Origin of the sequence: Collimonas arenae (assembly GCF_001584165.1) — a bacterium.
Classification (GTDB): Bacteria; Pseudomonadota; Gammaproteobacteria; order Burkholderiales; family Burkholderiaceae_D; genus Collimonas; species Collimonas arenae.
Window position 1 is genome coordinate 4352936 of the sequence record NZ_CP013233.1, and the last position, 23180, is coordinate 4376115.

A 23180-nucleotide genomic window follows, 5' to 3' on the forward strand; every position below is an offset into this window, starting at 1 on the left:
ATTGAAGATTATTTCTACCGAATTCGACCTCTTCAGATATTCACAGTTCCTTGGTCAGCCAGCTTCATTTTTCGATGCGGCCCAGAAGAGGATTACGCGATTTGATTCTAAACCTTTTTCTAAGATGCAACAGGGTTTTCTGTTTTTTCACTCCACGGTGCGACCTTGAATAAAATCAACATTCCCGGCAGCGCCAGCGCGAAGCACAAAATGAAAAAATTGAACCACCCTGTTTGAGCAACGATGTAACCCACCGATGAGTTGACAAAGGTGCGCGGCACCGCGGCAAGACTGGTGAACAGTGCGTACTGCGTTGCAGTGTAGCGCGGATCGGTAGTACGGGCGATATAGGCGACAAACGCGGCGGTGCCGAGGCCAACGCCGAATGCTTCGCCGCCGATCACGATCGCCAGCACGAACGGATCGGGCCCGACCTGCGCCAGCCACGCAAACCCGAGAATCGTCACCGCCTGCACCACGCCAAAAATCCACAAGGCGCGATTGATGCCGATCTGGACCATCCATATGCCGCCGATCAGACCACCTACCAGGCTGGCCCACAGGCTGGTGGTCTTGGAAATCACGCCGATCTGCGTCAGCGAAAAGCCGAGATCGATATAAAATCTGGTAGCAAGCGCTGTGGCCATGCTGTCGCCCAGCTTGTACAGGAAAATGAATCCGAGCACCCACAACGCGCCACGCCAGCCATCTCTTGCGATGAATTCCTGGAACGGCAAGACCACCGCTTCGCGGATATTCTTCGGCGGCGAACCATACACCTCCGGTTCCTTGATCAGTAACGTGCAGATCAGGCCCGGCAACATGAACGCCGCGGTAATCCAGAACACCGCCTGCCAGCTCATGTGATCGGCCAGGAACAACGACAGCGCTCCCGGCACCATACCGGCCACCTTGTAGGCATTGACGTTGATCGCCGCGCCCAGGCCCTGCTCGTTGTCCGGCAGGATTTCACGACGATAGGCGTCAATGACAATATCCTGGCTGGCCGATAGGAACGCCACCACCGAAGCAACGAAGGCGATCGTCGCCACTTGCGTATGCGGGTCGAGCATGCCCATGCCGCCAATGGCAACGAACAGGCTGGCCTGGGTCAACATCATCCAGCTGCGCCGGCGCCCCAGCTTACCGAAATGGAAGCGGTCCATCAGCGGCGACCAGAGGAACTTCCAGGTGTACGGAAACATGACCAGCGCGAACAGGCCGAGCGCCTTGACGTCAAGGCCTGACTTGCTTAACCAGGCTTGCAGCAAACTCAGCAGAATGAACAGCGGCAGGCCGGAACTGAAGCCGAGGAAAGCGCAAATCAGCATGCGCCGGTTGAGGTAGTGATGCCAGGGATTTGAATCTGATGTCATGAATGCGCCCGCGTCGGCGGGGAGTTGGGTATCTGCCGCCAGACTACAGCATCAACTGCAGTCCGGCATTTTAAAATCGCCTTCATGCGCGCGCCGGCAGGGATCCATGTTGACAGCGAAATGGACCCCGCATGCGCGGGGATGACATGGCTAACGTTGAATCGAAACAGCTTTGCAGCCCTGCATACTTTTTCTTACCAGCCTTTCTTACCGGCTTATTTCTTGCGAAAACGGAATACCGCAAGACTACCACGCCAGTTGGGCAAGACCGAGATCGGTTGGCCGTCGTGTAGCGCCACGCATTCGAGTACTTCCAATCCGACCTCGTTCGCCAGCTCTTCAAAATCCTTGATGGTCGCGCAACGCAGGTTGGGGGTGTCATACCATTCGTAAGGCAGCGTCTTGGACACCGGCATGCGACCGCGCAATAGCGCCACTCTATGCGGCCAGTAGGCAAAATTGGGGAATGACACAATCGCCTCGCGGCCGACGCGAGCGATATCGCGCAGGACGCCCTCGACATTCTTCATCATCTGCAAGGCTGACAGGCACAGCACCGTGTCGAAGGCGTTGTCGGCAAACAGCGTCAAGCCGGCTTCCAGATCCTGCTGAATGACTGAAACGCCGCGCGTCACGCACGCCGGAATCTTGTCATCGTCGATCTCGACGCCGTAGCCGGCGCATTGCTTGTCGGACTGCAGGTAATCGAGCATGACGCCGTCGCCGCAACCCAGATCGAGCACCTGCGATTGATCGCGCACCCAATGTGCGATGAAGGCCAGGTCGGGACGCAAATTACTTAATTGCTGGAAATTCATGCGTTTGCTCCCGCCACTTCGGTCTTGTCATTCATTATCGATGATTGCTGCCGATCCAGCTCCTGCCAGATGCGGTTGTAGTATTCGCGCACCACGCTTATGTAGCGCGGGTCGTCGAGCAGGAACGCATCATGGCCGTGCGGCGCATCGATCTCAGCATAGCTGACGCGGCGCTTGTTGTTGACCAGCGCCTGCACGATCTCGCGGCTGCGCTCCGGCGAGAAGCGCCAGTCGGTCATGAACGACACCAGCAGGAACTGCGCCTGGGTCTTGCTCAGGGCGCGCGTCAGGTCGCCGTCGAATTCCTTGGCAGGGTCGAAATAATCGAGGGCCTTGGTAATCAGCAGATAGGTATTGGCGTCGAAATACTCAGAGAATTTATCGCCTTGATAACGCAGGTAGGATTCGATTTCGAAATCGATGCCGAAACCGAACTGGTACTCGCCGGAGCGCAGGTCGCGGCCGAATTTTTCGGCCATGTCGTCATCCGACAGATAAGTGATGTGCCCGACCATGCGCGCCACCCGCAAGCCGTTCTTCGGCACCACGCCATGCGCGTAGTAATCGCCGCCATGAAAACCCGGATCGGTCAGGATCGCCTGCCGCGCGACGTCATTGAAGGCGATATTCTGTGCAGACAGCTTGGGGGTCGACGCAATCACCACGCAATGGCGCAGGCGGGTTGGATACATCAGGCTCCAAGCCAGCGCCTGCATGCCGCCCAGCGAGCCACCCATCACTGCGGCGAATTGCACGATTCCGAGCGCATCGGCCAGCCGCGCCTGGGCCTGTACCCAGTCTTCGACCGTGACGACCGGAAAATCGGCGCCATAAGGCTTGCCGGTGGCGGCGTTGATGTGCATCGGCCCGGTCGAGCCAAAGCAGGAACCGAGGTTATTCACGCCGATGACGAAGAATTTATCGGTATCGAGCGGCTTGCCCGGCCCCACCATGTTGTCCCACCAGCCGACATTCTTTTCATCATCCTGATACACGCCGGCGACATGATGCGAAGCGTTCAGCGCATGGCAGACCAGCACCGCATTGGATTTGTCGGCATTGAGGCTGCCATAGGTTTCATATACCAGCGTGTAATCCGCCAGCAGCGCGCCGCTTTGCAACTGTAGCGGCGTCGCGAAATGCATCGATTGCGGTGAAACTATTCCTTGGGACATGGTTCGGGCGCCAGGAGGTAATTGACAATAAAAAGCCCGAGAGCTTTCGCTAGTCGGGCTAATAATGGGCTTGTACATCAAGCTCGCTTTAGCCGTATTTATTTGGCATTTCCAGATCGATAACGATTCCGGCAATGCCGCGCGCCCGCAAGCTGAGGTGGTGAGACCAATCAAATCGGCGCGATATACAAGAATAACCAAGTCGAAGCCTGGCGTCAAACGCTACCAGGTTGTCAGCCTTTCATGCTGTCGCACGCATTTGGCTGACCGCGGCTGCAATCGCGCTGGGTTCGGTGCTGCGCAGGATTTTCTTGGTTTGCAGCGTCAAGTCATCAAGATCGCTATTCAGGATTTCCTGCTTGACTGCCAGCAACTGCGCCGGATGCATCGAAAACTCCAGCAAACCCATGCCAAGCAGCAAACGCGTGAACTTGACGTCGCCAGCCATTTCGCCACACACCGACACCGGAATCCCGGCCTTGCGTCCCATCGCGATCACTGTCGACAGCAGGAACAGCACCGCCGGGTGCAGCGGGTTGTATAGGTGCGCCACTTCGTGATCGACGCGGTCGATCGCCAGCGTGTACTGGATCAGGTCGTTGGTGCCGATTGACAAAAAGTCCATACGTTTGATGAACATCGGCAGCGCCAGCGCCGCCGCCGGAATCTCGATCATGGCGCCGATCTTGATGCTCTCGTCGAACCCAATGCCTTCATCGCGCAACTGCTGCTTGGCTTGCTCGATGATGGCCAGCGTCTGGTCGATTTCAAATGCGTGCGCCAGCATCGGAATCAGCAATTTGACGGTGCCGAACGCGGAAGCGCGCAAAATTGCCCGCAATTGCGTCAGAAACAACTGCGGCTCTGCCAGGCAATAACGGATTGCGCGCAAGCCCAGTGCCGGGTTCAGCGCGGTTTGTTCTTCGGCGCTGAGCGGCTTGTCGGCGCCGACATCCAGCGTGCGGATCGTTACCGGTCGCCCCTTCATCGCTACCACTGCCTGCCGATACGATTCAAATTGCTCATCCTCGGTCGGCAATTCATGCTGTGGACCAATCCGGCCCATGAACAGGAATTCCGAACGGAACAGGCCGACACCATTGGCGCCGGACTCCATCGCCGACGCACAATCGCTTGGCAACTCAATGTTAGCCAGCAAACTGATTTCGGTGCCATCCAGCGTGACCGCGCGGGTTTTCTTGATCTTGCCGAGCTTGCGACGTGCGCGCAGCTGATGCGCCTGGAGCTCCCGGTATTGCTTCAATATCATCGGCGCTGGATCGACGATCACTACGCCGGCGTCGCCATCGATGATGATCCAGTCATCCTGCTTGATCAGCTTGGAAGCGTGGTTCATGCCCACCGCAGCCGGAATATCAAGGCTGCGCGCGACAATCGCGGTGTGCGAATTCTGACCACCGAGATCGGTCACGAAACCGGCAAAGGCGCGATCGCGGAACTGCAGCATGTCCGCCGGGGAAATGTCATACGCAACCACCACGATATTGGCGAACGATGCGCCGTCGCTATCGACTTCAGGCAGGCGGGTAGCGGTGCCGGTCAGGACTTTCAGCAAGCGCTCGCCAACCTGCAGCACGTCCATCTTGCGCTCACGCAGGTAGGTGTCTTCGATTTCGTCGAACTGCGCCGACAATTCGTCGATCTGCGTAACCAGCGCCCATTCTGCGTTGTAGTGACGGTTGCGGATGATGTCGAGCGACATTTCGGCCAGCATTGGGTCCGACAGGATCAGCAGGTGGACATCAACAAACGCGCCCAGTTCAGGCGGTGATTCTTTCGGCAAGTCGCTACGAATGGTCTGCAATTCAGTGCGCACCTTGGCCACTGCATTCTGCAGGCGCTGGACTTCAGCTTCGACCTCGGTTTCACCGATCAGGTAATGCTTGACGTCCATTGCCGCCGGCGCAAGCAGGTGCGAACGGCCAATCGCGATGCCGCGCGATACCGGAATGCCATGTAGGGTAAAGGATGCCATCTGGTCAGCCCGCTGGAAAATTCAATTCAAATAATCGTGGGACAGAGAAGTCGTGCCAATCTTGCCGTCTGGCGCAAGGTTTATACATCGGCAAGGCCGTCCTTGCGACAAATTACCTTATCGCCAACTGATTCAACAAGAAATATCAAGTCACCAAGTAAGTTGCCGCACCGGGCGGCTGCGGACCGGCTTTATTCGCCTTCGCCAAACTTGTCCTGAATCAGCTGGTGCAAGGCGTCGAAACAGGCCTTCTCATCCTCGCCCTCAGCTTCCAGCAGGATCGTGCTGCCCTTGCCTGCTGCCAGCATCATCACACCCATGATCGATTTGGCGTTGACGCGGCGTTTGTTGCGCGTCATCCACACTTCGCTTTTGAACTTGGTTGCCAGTTGTGTAAATTTGGCCGAAGCACGAGCGTGCAGGCCGAGCTTATTAATAATTTCGATTTCTTGTTGAATCATTTTGTCTTTTAGTTAATGTTGTTTTATCGAAATACAACGTTGAATGATCATGCGTTGCCAGCCGCTCCTAGTGCGACACCCGGACCCGATTATCGACCCGAACCGCCCCGCCCTGACCGCCAGCCAGCGCCATTTCCGTGACCACGTCGAGCGTATCGTTACGATAGGTCAGTGCCCGCAACAGCATCGGCAGACTGATCCCGGCAATGACCTGGGTCTGGTTGCCGCTGCAAAACGGTAGCGTGCAATTGGACGGCGTGCCGCCCATGACGTCGGTAATCACCAGTACGCCCGAGCCGTCGTCCAGGCGTGCAGCGGCCTGCTTGGCCAGTTGTTGCACTTCAGCGGGATTCTGGTCAGCGATCACGTCGATCGCTTCGAGCCGCTCCGGGGTCTGGCGAAACACATGAGAGGCAGCTGCGATAAATGCCTGGCCCAGTGGGGCGTGAGTTAATAGAAGAATGCCAATCATAGTTTCAATCTCAAATCCGCTTGGCGGATTTATCCGGGTTTACAACGGTTTTACAGCAACTGCATCGTGACTGGCCAACGGTTTTACAGCAACTGCATCGTGACTGGCATCGTTGAAAGCGCAGTCCTCTATAACGAAAAACAAACTTTCCTGTTTTTCCTGTTATTTCAGCGCTGCTTCCAGCGCATCGATGAACATCGCGGCGACATCGAAACCGCTTTGCTGCTTGATTTCCTGGAAACAGGTCGGGCTGGTGACATTCACTTCCGTCAGATAGTCACCGATCACATCTAATCCTACCAGTAACAAGCCGCGCTGTGCCAACACCGGGCCAAGCGCCTCACCGATTTCGCGGTCGCGCGCAGTCAGGGGTTGCGCTACGCCAATTCCGCCCGCCGCCAGGTTGCCGCGCACTTCGCTGCCTTGCGGAATCCGTGCCAGCGAGTAAGGCACCACCTTGCCGCCGATCACCAGCACGCGCTTGTCGCCGGCGACGATCTCCGGGATGAAGCGCTGGATCATGATGGTGCGCTTGCCATTATCAGTCAGGGTTTCGATGATCGAGCCGAGATTCAGGCCATCCTGGCGCACTCGGAATATCCCGGTGCCGCCCATGCCGTCGAGCGGCTTCAGGATCACGTCCTGGTGTTCCGCATGGAAGGCACGTAGACGCGTGGCGTCGCGCGTCACCAGCGTTGGCGACGTGAATTTGGAGAATTGCGCGATCGCCAGCTTTTCATTGTGGTCGCGGATCGCCTGCGGCTTGTTGAACACGCGTGCGCCTTGCGCTTCAGCCAGTTCCAGCAGGTAGGTAGTGTAGATGTACTCCATGTCGAAAGGCGGATCCTTGCGTAGCAGGATCGCGTCGAATTCCGACAGAAACATCGAAGTCGCCGGACTGGCCCGATACCAGTCCTTGTCGTCCCCGGTCAACGTGACGCGCGCCACGTTGGCAGTGACGATCCCGCTTTCCAGCGCCATGTCTTTTTGCTCGAAGGCATAGATCGTATGGCCGCGTTTGACGGCTTCAACCATCATTGCGTAGGTCGAATCTTTATACGTCTTGAAGGTGTCGAGCGGATCGGCGAGGAAAGCGATTTTCATTTTTTTGGGTCCATATGAGTGAATGGCTGTTTAGTATTCTTCCGGGTTCGGATCAGTCTTCTCCATCTCCAGAGACGCTGCCAGCAAACCGAGACGCGCCACTACACCATACATATAGAAGCGGTTCGGTGCAGTGGTGCCTGGCTTGGCCAGCATATCCGGCAACGCATGCTGCTGGGCGAAGGCGAGCGGCACAAAATGGGCGCCGGGGGCGTTCAGGTTTTCGTTGATGCCGCGTTCCGCATGGACCCGATAGAAACCGCCGACCACGTAGCGGTCGATCATATAGACCACCGGTTCCGCAACCGCATCGTTGATGTGCTCGAAGGTGTGCACGCCTTCCTGGATGATCAGGTCATGGATTTCGCCATCAACCTTGCCTTGTGACAGCTTCTCGCGCTGCTTGCGGCTGAGTTCCTTGATCTGGCCGACTTCGGTCACGCTCATCACGCCCATGCCTTCGGTGCCGGCATCAGCCTTGACGATGACGAACGGTTTCTCGGTGATGCCGTATTCTTTGTATTTCTTGCGAATCTTCGCCAGCAGCGAGCTGACGCTGGCAGCCAATTTGTCTTCGCCGTCGCTGGCCTGGAAATCGACCTGGTCAACCTTGGCGAAGAACGGATTCAGCATCCACGGATCGACATCGACCAGCTTGGCGAATTTTTTCACTACATCGTCGTAGGCGGAGAAATGGTTGCTCTTGCGACGCACGGTCCAACCGGCGTGCAGCGGCGGCAGCAGGTTTTGCTCGTTGAGGTCTTCCAGGATGCCCGGCGTGCCGGAAGACAGATCGTTATTCAACAGGATGGTGCACGGATCGAAATTCTTCAGCCCCAGACGACGGCCGTTGGCGGAACGCTCCAGCGGCTCAAGCGTGATCGTGCTGCCGTCCGGCAGTTCGATGGTCTTGGCTTCCTTCAAATCCGGCGACAACGAACCGAGTCGCACGTGCAGGCCGGTCTGGCGGAAAATCTGCATCAGCCGCGCGACATTCTGCAGATAGAAGGTATTGCGCGTGTTCTGTTCCGGCAGCAGCAACAGGTTCTTGGCGTCCGGACAATACTTTTCAATGGCCGCCATCGCAGCCTGCACGGCCAGCGGCAACATCTCTGGCGACAGGTTGTTGAAACCGCCCGGAAACAGGTTGGTATCGACCGGCGCCAACTTGAAACCCGAATTGCGCAGATCCACCGAGCAATAGAACGGCGGCGTGTGCTCTTGCCACTCCATCCTGAACCAGCGCTCGATGGCCGGGGTGGCTGCGAGAATTTTCTTTTCTAGATCGAGCAACGGGCCATTCAGGGCCGTGACAAGGTGGGGAACCATAAAAACTTTCTTTTGGGAACTAAATGGCGTCTTTTATTGCAACTTCCTGGGCAACCGCCCATTGCAAATGGCGTATTCCACGACAAACAGGAGACGCCGATTCTAACGGGAATTGCACAATTTCGCCGGTCACCCGGCGCGCTGTTGCGAAAATGGTGCGAAGACTCGGTGCACCTGGGCCAACTTTAAATCGGGTCGTTTATGTTTTTTTAAAGTGCCGGGAAAGCAAAAAAGCGCCACCCGGCGCTTTCCTGATTGTGTCATATTGCCATCAAATCCGATAGCAGGCGATTGCGCTGCGCTCAGGCAATTTTCTTGTACATGAAACTGGTATCGCTCAGTTTGCCCGAGGTCGAACGCGCATAGTCGGGAATAACGCCTGCCAATTCGTAGCCGAGCGAGCGATACAGGGATTCCGCCGCATCGCCGGTGCGCGTATCGAGCGTCAGCAGCAAACGGCCGTCGGCACGGGCAACGGTCTCGGCCTGCTGCATCAAACTGCGCGCCACGCCTTTGCGACGGACATCGGGATGTACCAGCAACTTGGAAATTTCTGCACGGTGGCCACCGTTGGCTGGGGTTGCTAGCACGACCTGCACCGTGCCGACTACCTGTCCGGCAAAGCGCGCAACCAGCAGACGCCTGCCGCCACTCACCAGCGAGCCATTCACGCCGTACCAGAATGAGAACGCGTCCTCGGCGTCCGGCGTACCCAGAAAGCCGACACTGGCCCCCTGCTTCACGCAAGCCATCAGGATGTCGGCGAGCGGGCCGATCACCTGATCGAACTGACTGGCCCTGACGTCTTCCACGGTGCATGTCGTCAGCCGTTGCGGCGTGATGCTCGGATCCACTGTACAACCTCCGGTAACGAATACCTCAAACAGTAAACAAAAAATCCCAGGCCTGGACTGCCGACCCGGGATTACAGTGCACTTCAACCAAGCCGCCGGACTGCCACTGCTGGGCGGCCCGGCGCAATCAAACCAGGCTTAGTCGTGATAAGCAGATTCGCCATGGCTGGAGATATCCAGGCCTTCGCGCTCTTCCTCTTCCGTCACACGCAAGCCCATGACAATATCGACCAGCTTGAACGCGATCAGCGAGACCACGCCGGACCAGATCAAGGTCGTCATCACGCCTTCGAACTGAATCAACAGCTGGCCGCTGATCGAGTAGTCTGGCGCTACCGCATTGGCGACATAGTCATAGATACCTGTGCCACCGAGACTAGGCGCAGCGAACACGCCAGTCAGCAATGCCCCCATGATGCCGCCCACGCCATGCACGCCGAACACGTCCAGCGCATCGTCCGCGCCCAGCAATTTCTTCAGACCGGTGACGCCCCACAGGCAGACGAAGCCAGCCAGCAGACCCATGATCAAGGCGCCCATCGGGCCGACAAATCCGGCCGCTGGAGTAATCGCCACCAGGCCGGCGACGGCGCCGGAAGCGCCACCCAGCATCGATGGCTTGCCTTTACCGATCCACTCGCCCGCACTCCAGCTCAGGACCGCAGCGGAAGTCGCCAACAGGGTATTGATGAAGGCCAGGGCAGCGCTGCCGTTTGCTTCCAGCGCGGAGCCGGCGTTGAAGCCGAACCAGCCGAACCACAGCAACGAAGCACCAACCATGGTCAAGGTCAGGCTATGCGGCTTGAATGCTTCCTTGCCGAAACCGACGCGCTTGCCGATGACATACGAACCAACCAGGCCAGCGATAGCAGCATTGATATGCACCACGGTGCCGCCGGCGAAGTCCAGCGCACCTTTTTGGAACAGCCAGCCGCCGGTTGCTGTCAGCTTCTCGGCAGCAGCAGCGTCGGTGAAGCCGTCCGGACCAGGCCAGAACCAGACCATATGGGCGATCGGCAGGTAGGCGAATGTGAACCACAGCACAGTGAACACCAGGATCGCCGAAAACTTGGCGCGCTCGGCGAAGGCGCCGATGATCAGTGCACAGGTAATGGCGGCAAACGCGCCCTGGAACACCAGGTAGCCGAACTCAGGCACGACCACGCCCTTGCTGAAGGTGGCGGCGACGGAATCCGGCGTCATGCCATGCAAGAACAAACGGCTGAAGCCACCAAAGAATGCATTACCTTCAGTGAACGCGATACTGTAGCCATAGATGCACCACAGCACGATGATCAGCGAGAAGATGGTGAAACATTGCATCAACACTGACAGCATGTTCTTGCTACGGACCAGACCACCGTAGAACAGGCCCAGGCCTGGCAGGGTCATCAGGATCACCAATGCGGTACACACCAGCAGCCAGGCGGTGTCGCCCTTGTTCGGCACTGGCGCAGCTGGGGCCGCCGCAGCAGGTGCTGCCGCGGTTGCTGTAGCAGGCGCCGGTGCTGCTGCAGCAGCAGCCGGAGCAGGTGCAATGGAGGCCGCCGGCGTTGCAGCGGATGCATCGGCGCTGGTCGACGCCACGCTGGCGCTGGCCGCCGCGGATGCTTCATCCGCGGCCGACGCCGGCGCCATGGCGGTAGCTGCGAGCATCAGCGTGCAGGACGCCAAAACCGTAGCAAACATTCTTTTGATGTTCATATTTTTATCCCCTTAGATTGCGTCTTTGCCGGTTTCACCGGTACGAATACGAATAACTTCTTGCAGATCGAAGACAAATATCTTACCGTCGCCGATCTTGCCGGTGCGCGCCGCTGTTTCGATGGCTTCCACCGCCTGCTCCAGGATCGCATCGTCAACTGCTGCTTCGATTTTTGTCTTCGGCAGGAAATCGACGACATACTCCGCGCCGCGATACAGCTCGGTGTGGCCCTTTTGGCGGCCGAAGCCCTTGACTTCGGTTACGGTGATGCCTTGCACGCCAATCGCCGACAGCGCTTCACGCACCTCGTCGAGCTTGAACGGTTTGATGATCGCAGTAATCAGTTTCATGTTGGCCTCGTTATGGTCAGTTCAAAATTTCTACGTTGCTCTATGTTGTTTCAAGCATTGCGCAATGCGTTAGAAGGTTTTTGCCAGCGAGAACACAACGCCATTGCGGCCCAGGTTCTTGCCACTTGGACTGACGTAAGCGCCATCCTTGGCGTTGGTGCCGACAAATGCCAGCCCCAAGGTCACGCCGCCGATCTGGTCGAAAGTCTTGGTGACACCGGCTTTCCAGTCAGTGTAGCTGGCGAAGCTGAAATTCTCGACAGTCTGGTGACCGATATGCAGGCCCAACGTAACGCCCGCACCGACATCAAAGTTGGCGCCGGCATCGTAGTAAGCGCTGTTCTTGCTATCGACAGTGCCGAACAGGGTGGTCATCGCATGCGAGTATTTGAAGTAAGCGGGGCCGTAGCCGAGCTGGCCGTACAGTTCGAAGGTATTGGCGTTGCGGCCAATCAGGCTGTAGTTATTGGTCGGATAGTAGTAATACAGGCCGCCGATGTCGTAAGTGAAACCGCCCGGCAGATCGCCACGCTTGCCGGCGTAGATATCCCATTCAACCGGACCCTTGCCGCCGGTGCCGGTGTTGGCGCTGTCGACCGCATCCTTGATCCACTTGATGTTGGATAGCCAGGTGCCTGCGTAGAGGCCGGTCGGGTTGTTGGTGTAATCGGCGCCGCCCTGCAAGGCAGGATCGAAACGCGTTTGCGAAATACCGCGGAAGCGGTAATCGTTAACCACGCCGATGTTGTAACTGACTTCATTATCGGGTTTGGCATCTTCCGCATGCGCAAACCCGGTGGCGAAACTTGCTGCTATTGCTGCGGCTAAAATCAGCTTTTTCATGGAAGTCCCTGTTGGTATGTTGAATGAAAAACCGATAAATCGTTACTCTCCCAACTTTCCATAGCAGAACCCATGCCAACCGCCGCCCCTCCGCCCTTTTCCCATGCCGCCGCCCGCTTGCGGGGCATTTGCCGGCGGCCCTTTCTGATTGTTAATCACCGAAGCTTTTCAAACGGAAATAATGTCGACAGATCGCACCATAATGAAGCGTTTTTATATTGTCCGCCTTGTTATGGTGCAATTGTCACTGATCCGCGCTACATGACAGACTGTAGCGGACTACATGACTAATTCCAGGCTTGCTGCAGGGCCAGCAGAGCGCGCTGGATCGCGATCTCGTCCACCCCCGCAAACCCAAGCGCCAGACCAGCCCGGTGCTGCGGGCTGACAACTTGCCCAGGCAGGCAGAAGCGACTGACAGGATTGATTTCGACGCCCGCTGCCAGTGCCTTCGCCACCAGTTCCGCCTCTTGACTGAAACTGTCCAGGGACAGGCTGAGATGGAGGCCGGCAGCAACCTTCGGCAACGGTAATTGCGCGCCGAACAACGGCGTCCAGCCAGTCATCAGGGCATCCCGACGCGCACGACTGGCGCGGCGCATACGCCTGATGTGGCGCTGGAAATGTCCGGCGGCGATAAATTCCGCCATCACCGCCTGATCGGCGGCGGGCGGATGACGGTCTGCCATGGCGCGCAAGGCGCTTAGCCCCGGTACCAGCTTCGGCGGCAGCACCAGATAGCCCAGCCGCAAGCCGGGGAAGGCGATCTTGGAAAAGGTACCGACATACAGCACGCGCGCGCTCTGATCGAGCGCAGCCAGCGGCGCCAGTGGCGTGCCGTCATAGCGGTACTCGCCGTCGTAGTCATCTTCGACGATCCAGGCATCGTGGCGCTCGGCCCAAGCCAGCAGCTCAAGCCGGCGCTGCAGCGACAGCGTGACGCCGATTGGATACTGGTGCGAGGGCGTCACATAAGCCATGCGGCAGTTGGCGTGTTGCGCCAGCTGCGTGGTGTCCATCCCGTCCTGGTCGAGCGGAATTCCCACCAGTTGCGCACCGGCCAGTGTCAACGCTGCCGCCGCCGACGGGTAGCAGGGATTTTCGACCGCGACCCGATCGCCCGCATCGAGCAGCAGTTGTGCGCACAAGGCAATCCCGTGCTGCGCACCGGCGGTAATCATGATTTGCGACGGATCGCAGATCAGGCCGCGCGCCTGCCGCAGATAGACGGCAATCAGTTCGCGCAGGCGAGAGTTGCCGGCGGCTTCGCCATAACCCATCTGCGCCAGCGGCGCGCGACGCCAGAAATTGCCTTGCAAGCGCCCCAGATTTCATTTGGAAACAAGTCGTAGGCCGGAATCCCCAGGCGAAAGGCCCGTGCCGGGCCATCGAAGCGGCGACGACCGCCAAAACCACTCAAGCGCCGCTGCATGGCCGATAGTTGGGTAGCAGTCGCGCCCGTCGCTGCCTGATCCGCACCCGGCGCCGTTGCGGCTGCCAGGCCATCGGCATAAGTGCCATCACCGACCCGGCTGCTGATATAGCCTTCGGCATATAGCTGTTCATAGGCGCGCACGACGGTGTTGCGTGAAACCCGCAAGGCCAGCGCCAGCTCACGCGAGGTAGGCAGCTTGATCCGATGCGTGTCGGGCGTCGCCAGGATACGCTGCCGCAGCGCCAGATACAGCTGCTTGGCAAGGCCCTTACGACCGTCCAGCGCGATGCCGGCGGGGTCCAGGTGCATCGACAGGGAGGAGGGTTTGGGTTGCGGCATCGCTAGCGCAGGAACAATGGCTTTGTATCGCACATGATTGGACCTATAAATACAATCATTATTGGATCTTTGATGATACCAACTTATGGCGCTACGATAAACGCTGTTTCGCATCGATAAACAAGCAATGACAACCACAGGAGCGTATTTTGGCCACAGATTCAGCAATCCGCCCGGCGGCCACTATCAAGCCGCTGACCGAACAAGACTATGACATCTGGTATCCGCAATGGCAGGGTTACCAGGATTTTTACCAGGTTGATATCCCGCTCGCCACCAGGAAGATAACTTGGCAGCGGCTGCTCGATCCCAAGGAACCGATGTTCGGCGCGCTGGCGATGGTTGGCGAACAAGCGGTCGGCATGGTGCACTGGATCTTCCATCGTTCCTGCTGGACGGTGGAATATTCCTGCTATCTGCAAGACTTGTATGTCGATGCCGGACAACGCGGCTTGGGCCTCGGACGCCTGCTGATCGAGCACGTGTGCGCACAGGCCAAGGCCGCCGGCAGCACACGCGTGCACTGGCTGACGCATGAAACCAACAGCACCGCGATGCAGCTCTACGACCGCATCGCGCAACGGCCGGGATTCGTGCAATATCGCAAACAGCTCGACTAGTTCGTCAACGCCATCCAACCAGACCATGCAAAGTACAACCATGCCACAACAATCCACCGCAGCCGACACCGGCCGCCCGTTACCCGACTGGAAGCCAGCACCGCTGCCGCAACCCATTCCGCTGCAAGGCGATAGCATACGCCTGCTGCCGGTCGATCCCGCGCGCGATGCATCGGACCTATACGAGGCTGAACATGCCGCCGACGCCGATCCGACCCAATGGGATTACCTGGCGGTAGGGCCTTTCGACAATCCGCAGGATTTCAGCGCCTGGCTCAAGAATTGCGCCGCCAGCCGCGACCCGCTGTTCTTCACCGTCGTCGACCAGCACAGCGGCAAGCCGACCGGCGTGTTGAGCTACCTGGCGATCACGCCGGAGCACGGCTCGATCGAAATCGGCCATATCTGGTTCAGCGCGCGCATGCAACGCACACGCCAGGCCACCGAAGCGATCTACCTGCTGGCGCGGCATGCCTTCGACGATCTCGGCTATCGCCGCCTGGAATGGAAATGCAATTCGCTCAACCTGCGCTCGCAAAAGGCGGCGCTACGCTTCGGCTTCACTCCCGAAGGCCTGTTCCGGCAACATCGCGTGTTCAAGGGCAAGAACCGCGACACCGCCTGGTTTTCGATGCTAGATAGCGAATGGCCGGCACAACGGGCCGTCTTCGAAGCCTGGCTGCACGCCGACAATTTCGACAGCGCCGGCAAGCAAAAAAAATCACTGCAACAAATCCGCGCCGAACAGGCCTGATTTCTACGGCGTCACGGCCAGGCGGAAAATTGCTTAAACCGCCGGGCCGGTACATAATTTGAATGTCAGGGTGGAACGCATCGGTTATCATTTTTCGTATTTGTCGAGGGTAGAGCAATCCGCCACGCAACGGCGGCATGGAACTCCGCCCCGCCAAACCTTTTCACTCCCAGAGGACGATCATGAACAAACCCAATTTCTTCGACGACATTCAAGCCAAGATCAACCAGGCTATCGAAAACTCGCCCGCCAAGGACATCGAGAAAAACGTCAAGGCCATGCTGGGCCAGGGTTTCTCCAAACTGGACCTGGTGACACGCGAGGAATTCGATGTGCAGGCACAAGTGCTGGCAACCACCCGCGCCAAGCTGGAAGCACTGGAAGCGCGCGTCACGGAACTTGAAGCGCAACTGAAACGCCCTTGATTCCGCCAAGCCGGTGACGCTAGCGGTATTGAAAAGTCGGGCGCTGGCAGGCATGCAGGCGCCCGAAGTCACAGTAGAAGTCCATCTGGCCAATGGTCTGCCCTCCTTCACCATCGTCGGCTTGCCCGAAACCGAGGTCAAGGAATCCAAGGACCGGGTCCGCGCAGCGTTGCAAAACGCGCGCTTCGAATTCCCCTCACGCCGTATCACACGGTTTTTCCGGACTATAGTATTAGTCAAGAGGCCAATAAGTCCTTTATTTATCGAAGACTAGTCCCTCTTTTGGCTGCATTTCTGACAAAGTTTTTTGACAGAAAGGAGGGATTTCGATGCTTTCCTTGAAGCTACAAAACCCAAATGCCCGATTCGTTCTTATTGTTGATGAACTCGATCAACACTTCAATCTTTCACTAAAGAATTTTTCTTGGCTAAACACGGCTGATCTTCAAGCCTTGTTAGAGCCTGTGACAGATTGGCTGAATGGCAAGGCCACGACGACCCAAAGACAGGTCCTTATTAAGTTCTGTGCGTTAGGAAAAGCCTTAAGCGGTCTTGGGATTAGCGAACTCCCACGGGACGAGGAAGGCTGGCAAGGCCTCATCTTCAGCGCCTTTTCCTTATGGTTCGAAAGAGATACGAGCGCAAAGCTTGAAAACACTGCCAGGGATTGGAACAGCGCGCACCTCAAGATATTCGAGCTGCTCAGGGATGCAACTGATCTCATACCGATTGGGGTCCTCATCCCCCGTGCATCAAAAAACTTGGCTTACGATATTCCTACACATGGAAGTGACCTTATCGGCTCACAACCACTGGTACAAACTGGCCGTGCTGATCAAACGATCGTCACCTTAGATCTCGAACGCAGCGATACCGAGTATCTCGATGAAATTCGACAACGACTGACTCGCCTTACTTCTGTTCTGGAGCGTTGCTGCCTCGAATGGTGGGAGCAGATTGAAAAGCACTTCCGTTACGGGCAAGCACTGATAGCGAAGGCTAATTGGGAGGCGATTGACGACCGGATTTCCAGGGGGGATATCTATGACGTCGCACCAAATGTACGCAACCCAAGGGGGGGATCACATAAGCATTTTCTCAAAGGTGACACCGAAGAGAGCTTTGGCGACCTACTTCTTGTACTGACCAAGAAACATGGGCGCCACTTCATCCGTGAAATGTGCGATAGGAATAGGCACCTTCCGTCTCACAAGTCCATCACTATCCCGCACTGCGCTCCTGAAGTTACCACTCCTCTGACACACAGGAGCGAGAGAATCAATTGGATGCTCGGCAATTTGTCCCCCACTGACTATATGATGGCAGCGGTATTGTTGACCATCTATCAGCCGAAATTCACACCACATGCGCTCGCCGCAGCCAAACTGGCTGATAAAAATAACCGCCCCTATTTGGAATCCGGAGATTTAGGCTTTTCTCTAAGGATTGATAAAAAGAGGGTGCATACGATTAAGGATGGCCATTTAAATCAGAAGTGCTTGGACATTCTAAATTTAATACTTGAGATGACTACGTCATCGCGAGCAGCGCTTCGCGATAAAGCTAGTCCCTACGCAAACAGTTTCTTTTTGGTTGGAGCCGGCGACGATGTCCGGCAACCACTAAATGATGCTCGATTTCTTTCCAAGCGCTCAGGCCCCTCCGGTCTTCCAGATCGCTGGATTGGCGATTTATTTCCGATTCTGGTCGAGGAAGGCGTGACCGCCGGCATGCTTACTTTGAGGAAAATCAGAACAACTCAAGGAGTGCTGGAATGGTTCGATACCCGCTCCATCGAAAAAATGGCCCGAAAACTTGGAAACTCAACTAGTGTTTCCATAACTCATTATTTGCCGCGATCTCTTGTTGAAGCGTGGTACACCCGCCAAATCCGTCAGTTTCAAAACATATGGCTAGCGACAAGCGCCGCAGGTGAATCATATCTATTGCACGTTACGGACTTCAGCACATTGCCAGCGCTTCATCGGTTTCTACTCAGAATAACCGATCTTTGCCCAGACGGATCCTCGCCACTTGCTAATGAGCTCCACAAGCGACTTGTCATTAAGAACGACGCCGGGGAGGCTCAACGCATAGGTGACTCACTCGCTATTGCGGCGTCTAAAGAAAGCTTTCTTTCGCTGTACCTATATAAAGAAGCTGCTCTTTCGAGTACTTCGTCGCACAGCTCCCTATCTGCCGTGGACCAATCAGCCGGCATGTCCCCAAATGACATCATCATGCTTTCAGATTTGGTGAAAGCAAGAGCTGAAGAAGACAAGAATCCCAAAATCCGAAAAGCGCATTTTGACGCGCTCGCCGAACTCCCTCTTGCTCGGCTCTCGACAAATTGGGGCGACCTTTTCGCGAAATGGGATCAGAACCATGCATAAAAACCATGCTCAAAGCGTCGATACGGCCAGAGCGAAGGCTATCTCCTGCTACATTGCCAATGCTTTCTCCCAGGTACAACCATACAAGGGGCCTTATACAGCACCTTGGCTATTGAGCTCTTTCGATTCAAACGTGTGGCTAATCAAAGTCCCAGGTTCCTATTGCGACAGCTCTGGAGAGTGGAAAGGCTTAAAAAAACTGACATGGGATATTTTGCTGGACGACGAAAGCAAGCTGACCGACTCCGCTAATCTGCTCATGTTCCGAGCCACTAAGTCCGTTCTCTTTCTATCCATAATCGTATCGAATGGCGATCTATCTCCAAAAATGATTCCCGATATATGGACCGAGTTCAGCAGGATCGTGAAATGGCTATATTTGCATCGAGAGATATATCAGCCGAGTACATACGCGTTTGCAAGAGTTGACGCAAATGCGGTTCAATCCTTTATCGCCGATTTCGTTATTCACGGTACAGGTGGTACGCTCAACTATTATGAGAAAATCCTTAAACCGATCTACCAGCAGACTCCAGAGCTGACTTGGTCGCCAGACCTATTGCAAGACCCCTATCGTCTGCCAAAAAAAGACTCCGAACTCATTGTGAGATGGTTCGAACAGCAAAATTTCTACACATGTCGCGTGCACCGTCAGCACGAAAAAAAAACCGAGGTGATTGATCGAGCGCTGATAGCGAAAGCTATCGGAGTTGACTTCAGCAGCTTAAACTCGGAGAAAATGACTGCGTTCTTTAGGCAATTCGAACCAAGCATGCTTCGCGTAAACCCATCTCTGCTTATTCCCGTTAACAGTGGAGACACTGAATATTACTCACACAATGTTCGTCTTATCGACGACGTAATCAACACTCCCAGCAGCGTCACTGCCAGCTTGGCGATGCTTCACAACTGGGAGAGGCTGTTCCGACTTCACCATCATCTCCCGGATCAGCTCCCCTCATCGACAGACTCTAAATATGGTCGCCTCCAGAAGGAAATACTAAGCGCCACGGCATCCTCTGGCTCAACACCTTGGATTCCCCTGCCGGTAGCGTTGAAATATACAAACGAGGCTCTCAGGTTAGTCGTCGTGCACGGTATGTCGATTGCAAAGTTCTACATCAAATCGCTTAAGTACTTCAAAGAGAACGACCTTCTCAGCGAGGACTCAGATGGGACTACCAGGAGTTTAACCAAGTTAAAAAAGCGCGATAAGTACATTGCCAACAACGTTCCAGAAGATCTTATGTCCCTAAATATTTCAGACTGGGCCACGCACTGGCGTGCGATCCACAAAGATCCTTGGGAATCACTGAGAACCGCACCCTCGGTGACAGACCTTTTGCAGGTCTTAGTCGGAGCCATCTCACTCCTCACGTCGATATTGAAACCAATGCGGCGTGGCGAATTCCCGAGTCTTCGTAATGACTGTCTCTACTTTAGACAAAATGACGGCTACTACTTACGTCAGCGCCGAGGAAAGAAGGGTGTACTACATCGGCTTGTAGAAGATTCGCGACCGATACCTCGTGTTGTCGCACTTGGCATAGAAATACTCAAATACCTCGGCGATGAGTTGAAACAGATAGCGGAGGAAAAGGATCCCCACAGTCTTGAAGCACTGATTTACCTTATTTCGCCAAAATCAAACAGATCAGCCAAACCAGGGACTGTTAGCGAAAAATTCATTATCACCGCTTTAGATCGCTTTTGTGATTGGGGTAACGATCCACCAGATAAATATGGGCGTCGATGGTACTACCGGCCTCATGAGGGCCGTAAAACATTCCTCATATCATTTTTCTGGTGCTACAAATACGCCAGTCTCGGTGCGGCCAGTTGGATGGCAAACCATTCATCATGGAGAGAAACGTTGAACTATATTAGCTCGGCATTCCCAGGAGACGAGCTGCCAGAATTCGAAGCACAATATGCAGCTGAGCAACTGTGGCAGTTTGAAAAGTATGGGGAAAGTGAAGTGACTAACGTAAGGGATCTCTACAGATTGGTTTGCCGCCACTTCAATGTGGCAAAAATCGATCTCATCCCGGAGGCCGATCTTAAATTCTGGTTGAAGGAAGCCTACCTCGACGAAACGTACGAAATTATGCCGATTGTTATTGGAAACAAGCGCAACGATAGCCGTATCACCGTGGCCGTTCGCATCAAGCAGGAGCGCACTCATGAGCCTAGACGCAAACCATAGTGATGCACGTATCACACGAAATGACGAACAGTTCGAATACCGGCTTGATTTACTTCGGACGATTACAGTGGAAAACTACACTGGAAAAATTCATGCGGAAGCTTGGAGGAACCAGGCCACTTTAGCTGCTCTTGATCTTCCAGAAAAGCAGATTCATCCGGTTAGTCTAAACACTCTGAAGGCCGCAGCTAGCCGCAAAGAAGGCAATGCTTGGGCTGAAATTGAGGAATTGAGAAAGAAAGCGAACGCTCTAGGGCGAAATGGGAATTCCAATTCAAAGAAGAAAAATACGCCACCAAAAAATCTTCAAGAAGACTTGGACCTGTCATTTCGATCACGTGCAATTATCTATCGCGCTTATTCAGATCTACTCTCTCTGTCATTGTCGTTCGCAACCAACGACGATGGTTTTTCTGAAAAACTGAGACAGCACAAAGCCAAATTTGAACAAGACCTCGGCTTGCTGATGGTGGCGAAAAATGCACCCTAATGCCCAACTTTTCAGAGTTGTGAAATCGGTTCGACTGCCAAGCCACTATAGCCTCAATTCAGATTCCGTTCGCCACGAGATAAAAACCCTTATGTCATTCTGCTGGCCCAACGGAGCTCCGTGTATACCCGTTGAGCTGTTCCTCCTAGACCGAAGCTATGAGCTGACGGTCCGCGACATAGACGGAGGATCTTTAAAGCCATTGTCATCGCATCTGAGTCATCTCGCACGTTACTGCTACGCAAACTCGATTCAATTTTGGGACCTTGACGATAATAGTTTCAAGGATTTCGTCTGTGAATTTCTAGTAAATCAGACGCGATCCAGCCGCGGCTTCACCCAGCGAAAAAACACCACCAACGGCAACATAGTTGCGACCTGCATCTCGTTTCTTACTTGGCTCCAGGCCAATCTCATCACCGACCGTGTATTGGTTGGGCCACGCAACACCAATCCACAAATCCGATTAATAGAGAAGAGAAGAAAATCTCGTTACGGGACATCCAGTGTTCTCGTCTATCCATTCTCTCCGATCGACGACACGCCGGAACCCAAGGGGCCCATGTCCGATGCGATAAGGAACAAGCTGTGGGCGGCCAACAGTTCATCTGACAATTCAAACACCGGCATTTATCTTCAAGCTCGGAGAGAGCAACTATTGGCGCTACTAGAAGCGACCGGCTCTCGTCCAGCCGAATTAGCACACATGCTCTTAGAAGACAATAAGACTAGCGTAAAGGAAGGAGCCCTCTTTCTTCCCACCAAAAAGCGCCGCAAGCTGAAAGACCCAACTAAGCGAGTTCCAGCAACATTGGAAATCACGATTGGCTTTAAGCGCTATATAGAAGTTGAGCGCGCACAACTAGTCCAGCATCTCAGAGCGCAGGGGAAGCAACCCGATACTCGGCACGTATTCATTACATCCGACCACGGAAAACCTCTCACGGAATGGGCGATAACAAAGGATTTCCAAAGGCTGGTCATCCGGGCGGGGGTGGATGAGCGCGCGTGCATGAGTATGTTGCGGCATCGCTTCGTCACAATACTGGTGGCATTGCATCTGCAAGACTATGTCGAGAACAACGGCATTACTTCGAAGAAGCAGCTTATCATGGTGGATCAGATCACCATTCTCACCCGTGTTGCTACCATTACAGGTCACGCTGACCCATTGAGTTTATTGCCGTATATCGATTTGGGCTGGGATTATCTGGGCGTATTCAAACCGATTGAGAAAGCCAGTCAGATCGCAAGATTTATCAATGAAAGTGCGGTCCATGTGCGAACACTAGGGAAAATCGCGCGCACTAAGACGAGCATTACAAAAGCTGAATTAGTGGCGTCGGTGGCCACGCAGCTCGACGAACTAGAAGCGCGGATTCGTAGGCTCTTAGAGAACCCAGAGCCTTCAGCTGACAAGCTATAACCACAAGACGGGATCACCGCCGGGTTGCCTCGAAATGGGATGCCTATGAAGGTAAAGAATGCCAATCGGGCTATTACGAGTTGGAACACCCATCGTAAAATCAATGAAATCAAGATCCAACTTTAGAAGACTAGTCTCTATTATTTCTCATGGCCTTAACCACATTTTCTGAACATGAATCGATTGTTGCGCTTCAACCTTTCATCATAAATCCTTTGCGCTTGGACCTGGAGAGACTACAACAGCGTGGCCAGAATCAAAACGTTTTAGTTAGTGAGCTTGAGCATTACTGCGTTAGACCCTCGCCAAAGAGCAACTGAAACGTTTTCTTGTCGTCGCTTTCCGCTGACAGAAGGTGGTAACGAGGTACCCTTGAGAAGAGAATCTCATCGGTGCAGGCGCTGGTGCAAATTGACCGCTGCGCCGGTTCTGGCTGACCTACTGTGCTGGTTCACGTTGACCTATCCAGATGGCGTTGACCTCACTGTTCATGAATGACCGACTGATGTGTGTTGCGACAGGCAGTAAACGACTGTGGATTCAACCGGTGGATGCAACACACTACTATAAACTGCTCAGACAGTGGAGGTGTTGCAAATGGCACAAAGA

21 protein-coding genes and 1 pseudogene are annotated in these 23180 nt (G+C 55.1%); 8 read left to right on the forward strand and 14 right to left on the reverse strand.

Features of this window, described 5'->3' with window-relative positions:
• Positions 1-119: 119 nt before the first annotated feature.
• The 14 genes from CAter10_RS19915 to CAter10_RS23180 all read right to left on the reverse strand — a co-directional run bounded on the left by CAter10_RS19915 (position 120) and on the right by CAter10_RS23180 (position 14290).
• Positions 120-1376 (reverse strand): AmpG family muropeptide MFS transporter, encoded by a 1257-nt coding sequence (locus CAter10_RS19915; RefSeq protein WP_061534802.1) that lies wholly within the window; start codon positions 1374-1376, stop codon positions 120-122.
• A gap of 215 nt (positions 1377-1591) precedes the next feature.
• Positions 1592-2194 (reverse strand): methionine biosynthesis protein MetW, encoded by a 603-nt coding sequence (gene metW / locus CAter10_RS19920; protein WP_061534803.1) that lies wholly within the window; start codon positions 2192-2194, stop codon positions 1592-1594.
• Positions 2191-3369: a homoserine O-succinyltransferase MetX gene (metX, locus tag CAter10_RS19925; protein ID WP_061534804.1), complete on the reverse strand. Its 1179-nt coding sequence runs from the start codon at positions 3367-3369 to the stop codon at positions 2191-2193. The genes metW and metX overlap by 4 nt, the downstream gene beginning before the upstream one ends.
• A gap of 241 nt (positions 3370-3610) precedes the next feature.
• Positions 3611-5365 (reverse strand): phosphoenolpyruvate--protein phosphotransferase, encoded by a 1755-nt coding sequence (gene ptsP / locus CAter10_RS19930; protein ID WP_061534805.1) that lies wholly within the window; start codon positions 5363-5365, stop codon positions 3611-3613.
• Positions 5366-5556: 191 nt separating this feature from the next.
• Complete coding sequence (locus CAter10_RS19935; RefSeq protein WP_061534806.1) at positions 5557-5826, reverse strand: HPr family phosphocarrier protein; 270 nt, start codon at positions 5824-5826, stop codon at positions 5557-5559.
• Between the two features lie 67 nt (positions 5827-5893).
• The gene (locus CAter10_RS19940) at positions 5894-6298 is read right to left on the reverse strand and encodes a PTS sugar transporter subunit IIA (protein ID WP_128083149.1); all 405 of its coding nucleotides are present in this window, start codon (positions 6296-6298) and stop codon (positions 5894-5896) included.
• Between the two features lie 162 nt (positions 6299-6460).
• The gene (gene gshB, locus CAter10_RS19945) at positions 6461-7402 is read right to left on the reverse strand and encodes a glutathione synthase (RefSeq protein WP_061534808.1); all 942 of its coding nucleotides are present in this window, start codon (positions 7400-7402) and stop codon (positions 6461-6463) included.
• A 30-nt stretch (positions 7403-7432) separates the two neighbouring features.
• Positions 7433-8731, reverse strand: a complete 1299-nt coding sequence (gene gshA, locus CAter10_RS19950; RefSeq protein WP_061534809.1) for a glutamate--cysteine ligase — start codon at positions 8729-8731, stop codon at positions 7433-7435.
• Between the two features lie 302 nt (positions 8732-9033).
• On the reverse strand, positions 9034-9585 hold the full coding sequence (locus tag CAter10_RS19955; RefSeq protein WP_231879075.1) for a GNAT family N-acetyltransferase: 552 nt from the start codon (positions 9583-9585) through the stop codon (positions 9034-9036).
• A 138-nt stretch (positions 9586-9723) separates the two neighbouring features.
• Positions 9724-11274, reverse strand: coding sequence for an ammonium transporter (locus CAter10_RS19960; protein ID WP_417924731.1), 1551 nt, complete (start codon positions 11272-11274; stop codon positions 9724-9726).
• Between the two features lie 27 nt (positions 11275-11301).
• Positions 11302-11640, reverse strand: coding sequence for a P-II family nitrogen regulator (locus CAter10_RS19965; protein ID WP_061534811.1), 339 nt, complete (start codon positions 11638-11640; stop codon positions 11302-11304).
• A 69-nt stretch (positions 11641-11709) separates the two neighbouring features.
• On the reverse strand, positions 11710-12483 hold the full coding sequence (locus CAter10_RS19970) for a TorF family putative porin (protein WP_061534812.1): 774 nt from the start codon (positions 12481-12483) through the stop codon (positions 11710-11712).
• Between the two features lie 287 nt (positions 12484-12770).
• Complete coding sequence (pdxR, locus tag CAter10_RS19975) at positions 12771-13802, reverse strand: MocR-like pyridoxine biosynthesis transcription factor PdxR (protein ID WP_205630269.1); 1032 nt, start codon at positions 13800-13802, stop codon at positions 12771-12773.
• Positions 13718-14290: a GntR family transcriptional regulator gene (locus CAter10_RS23180; RefSeq protein WP_205630270.1), complete on the reverse strand. Its 573-nt coding sequence runs from the start codon at positions 14288-14290 to the stop codon at positions 13718-13720. The genes pdxR and CAter10_RS23180 overlap by 85 nt, the downstream gene beginning before the upstream one ends.
• Before the next feature lie 116 nt (positions 14291-14406).
• On the opposite strand from CAter10_RS23180, the gene CAter10_RS19980 reads away from it, so the two are divergent.
• From CAter10_RS19980 to CAter10_RS20015, 8 genes and pseudogenes are all read left to right on the forward strand, one after another.
• A complete protein-coding gene (locus tag CAter10_RS19980; RefSeq protein ID WP_231879076.1) occupies positions 14407-14877 on the forward strand; it encodes a GNAT family N-acetyltransferase in 471 nt (156 codons plus the stop codon).
• 40 nt (positions 14878-14917) lie between these two features.
• Complete coding sequence (locus tag CAter10_RS19985) at positions 14918-15631, forward strand: GNAT family N-acetyltransferase (protein ID WP_061534813.1); 714 nt, start codon at positions 14918-14920, stop codon at positions 15629-15631.
• Between the two features lie 182 nt (positions 15632-15813).
• Positions 15814-16056, forward strand: a complete 243-nt coding sequence (locus tag CAter10_RS19990; RefSeq protein WP_061534814.1) for an accessory factor UbiK family protein — start codon at positions 15814-15816, stop codon at positions 16054-16056.
• A gap of 13 nt (positions 16057-16069) precedes the next feature.
• Positions 16070-16267 (forward strand): annotated as a pseudogene (locus CAter10_RS19995) (magnesium chelatase domain-containing protein); the annotation flags it as partial.
• 118 nt (positions 16268-16385) lie between these two features.
• The gene (locus tag CAter10_RS20000) at positions 16386-18449 is read left to right on the forward strand and encodes a hypothetical protein (protein WP_061534815.1); all 2064 of its coding nucleotides are present in this window, start codon (positions 16386-16388) and stop codon (positions 18447-18449) included.
• A complete protein-coding gene (locus CAter10_RS20005) occupies positions 18442-20655 on the forward strand; it encodes a hypothetical protein (protein WP_061534816.1) in 2214 nt (737 codons plus the stop codon). Before CAter10_RS20000 ends, CAter10_RS20005 begins: the two co-directional genes overlap by 8 nt.
• Positions 20633-21145: a hypothetical protein gene (locus CAter10_RS20010; RefSeq protein WP_061534817.1), complete on the forward strand. Its 513-nt coding sequence runs from the start codon at positions 20633-20635 to the stop codon at positions 21143-21145. Before CAter10_RS20005 ends, CAter10_RS20010 begins: the two co-directional genes overlap by 23 nt.
• A gap of 202 nt (positions 21146-21347) precedes the next feature.
• On the forward strand, positions 21348-22571 hold the full coding sequence (locus tag CAter10_RS20015) for a tyrosine-type recombinase/integrase (RefSeq protein WP_164840472.1): 1224 nt from the start codon (positions 21348-21350) through the stop codon (positions 22569-22571).
• The last annotated feature ends 609 nt before the right edge of the window (positions 22572-23180 follow it).